Raw genomic sequence first — 2151 nt, 5'->3', positions numbered from 1 at the left:
ATTCACTTGATTTTATAAATTAAGCAAGTGTCGTTCTCATAGTCTGGCTCCAACCCCAGACCTAAATTTCGACCGCTATACTCAACTGCTGGTAGTCTCAATCCACGAGAACACCAGTATTTTTTTTTACCTTTTCCAACAATGCTTTGGTCTAAATCTTTCGTAACATACTTAGTCACATAGCTTGCACATTTCTTCTTGCTCCTAATTCTAGTTAAAGTCGAAAAACCATGTTCCCAATCAACACAATTGAATACAGTTGCTTTATTATGCTTAACACCTGAATCAACAAGCTCGCCAGCAAAACCACCAGTAACGCCGTGAAAGTGAATAGCACCATCTTTGTGACGCTCAGGAATAAAAATATAATCAAATTTACCATGTTTTCGTCGCATTTTACGCAACCATAAATCAAGCTTCTTGAAACAAACAGTATTGTCATACCTATCTTCTCCGCCAAATGTCAACGTCCAAAAGTAATCAAAATCATTACTAAGACAATAATCTTTAATTTTTGTTTTCACTTTCCACAAATTACGTTGTTTCTCAAGCTCTTTTTCTTCTGCAGTCAAATCAGTTTTAAGCTCCGAAATCGATTCGATAAAATTTTCTTTTTTAGCAGTATCATCGATCGAAAGAGAATTCTTATAAACCGTATAAACCTTTGTACCATCTGGGTAATTCTTGATTTTAGTCTTATATATCTTCCTCATATCTATGTTCCTTAAGTTACCCGTATGTCAAGTAGACGGGTAACGCCAGATTCCTCCTTCCTGAATATTTTCAAACAAACAAATCACGACCAATTTCAATTTCGCCCTAACGCAAAAGTAGCACAGGATTTTGAAGAGCACGTCGGGCGGGCTTACGCTCCGTCCTCCGTTGCTCTTCAAAATCCATTGCTAAGCTTTTTACGAATACAGACGTATCTTGAAAATTAGGCAAATTGATTTTTGTAATTGCTGGTGCTAATATACAACTAGCGAATGATTAACGGTCTCTCAATGCTTCCCAAGCGGATTGAACGTTTACCATTCGTTTTTTTGTTCGGTCTCGTAAAACTAGCTCACGCCTATTAATTAAATCGTCACGAAAGTACTCTAATTTCGTTTTTAAAGCCTGTTGAATTATGTCGTTATGTTCTAGTAACAAATAATCCAAAACCTCTAATTGAGCCGTTATAAGCTCAATTTCACGCTGAACACAATAAAATCGGTCTGCAAGTAAAACATCAACTAATACATTGTTTAATTCTTTTACGTCTTCCACCCTCTCACCCCCCTTCAGTTTTTACCTTGAGCGATATCCGCAATCCTTGACAGCAGGAACCCGCTTACTGTGCAGAAATTAGGAGCCTTCAGCCTTGGGGAAAACCAATCCTAAATTTCCAAGCTGAAGCTTCTACAGGATAGCACAGACGCCCTACTGTCAAGGAACCGCTACGCTTTGCTAATCCTTGCCGTTTTTGTTTTCCTCTGACTTGATATGTTCAAACATAGTACTTGCTTCTCTAGTCATAGCCATCGACTCTGATTGACGTTTAACTGTATCTACACACATTGCTATATAGGCGTTTTTAGTTATCCCTATGCGTTCGGCTTCGGCTACACAATAATCATTTAGCTCTTGCCCCAAAGACATAGAAAACTTAACGTTTTTACTCATTCAAGCACCTCCTAGGTGTTTTTATATAACCAATATATCACTCGAAAGGTGTTTGCGCAACAAAAAAAGTCAGCAGAAATATTTATTCTGCTGACAGATCATGCTATGCAATTTTTAAAAAACAAAAACCCCATCGAAGCTAAGAAAATCGCGGAAGTAATCCTTTAAGAAAAATATTTTCTTTAAAAGTGATAGAAACCCAGTCGGTACAAGCTTCCAAAGAGTTTCTTAATGTACTGTGTAGGGGGGTGTTACTGGACCCCTCTTAAAGCGAAAAAACAAAGATTTTTCAATTCAAATATAATAAAATGATTATATCAAATAAGCAAAAGTTTGCAACCACTGCAGTTCATGTTATAATTCACTTGATTTTATAAATTAAGCAAGTGTCGTTCTCATAGTCTGGCTCCAACCCCAGACCTAAATTTCGACCGCTATACTCAACTGCTGGTAGTCTCAATCCACGAGAACACCAGTATTTTTTTT

Annotated in this window: 3 protein-coding genes; all 3 read right to left on the bottom strand. The window is 37.2% G+C overall.

The genetic code is table 11. The annotated features are described in order from the left end of the window. Positions 1 to 2 precede the first annotated feature (2 nt). The 3 genes from P3R27_RS14170 to P3R27_RS14160 all read right to left on the bottom strand — a co-directional run bounded on the left by P3R27_RS14170 (position 3) and on the right by P3R27_RS14160 (position 1665). Positions 3 to 713: a rolling circle replication-associated protein gene (locus P3R27_RS14170; protein WP_301390176.1), complete on the bottom strand. Its 711-nt coding sequence runs from the start codon at positions 711 to 713 to the stop codon at positions 3 to 5. A gap of 277 nt (positions 714 to 990) precedes the next feature. Continuing rightward, positions 991 to 1269 (bottom strand): hypothetical protein, encoded by a 279-nt coding sequence (locus P3R27_RS14165; protein ID WP_301357539.1) that lies wholly within the window; start codon positions 1267 to 1269, stop codon positions 991 to 993. A 180-nt stretch (positions 1270 to 1449) separates the two neighbouring features. Beyond that, positions 1450 to 1665, bottom strand: coding sequence for a hypothetical protein (locus tag P3R27_RS14160; protein WP_301357540.1), 216 nt, complete (start codon positions 1663 to 1665; stop codon positions 1450 to 1452). Positions 1666 to 2151: the final 486 nt, after the last annotated feature.

The sequence above is a fragment of the Enterococcus spodopteracolus genome (assembly GCF_030441955.1).
Taxonomy (GTDB): domain Bacteria; phylum Bacillota; class Bacilli; order Lactobacillales; family Enterococcaceae; genus Enterococcus_B; species Enterococcus_B spodopteracolus.
Note: the sequence above shows the minus strand (reverse complement) of the source record. Positions and strands in the feature narration are given on the sequence as shown.

Bases quoted from the DNA above. Each gene is read 5' to 3' on its own strand.
- P3R27_RS14160 (WP_301357540.1), bottom strand. From the start codon at position 1,665: ATGAGTAAAAACGTTAAGTTTTCTATGTCTTTGGGGCAAGAGCTAAAT.
- P3R27_RS14170 (WP_301390176.1), bottom strand. From the start codon at position 713: ATGAGGAAGATATATAAGACTAAAATCAAGAATTACCCAGATGGTACA.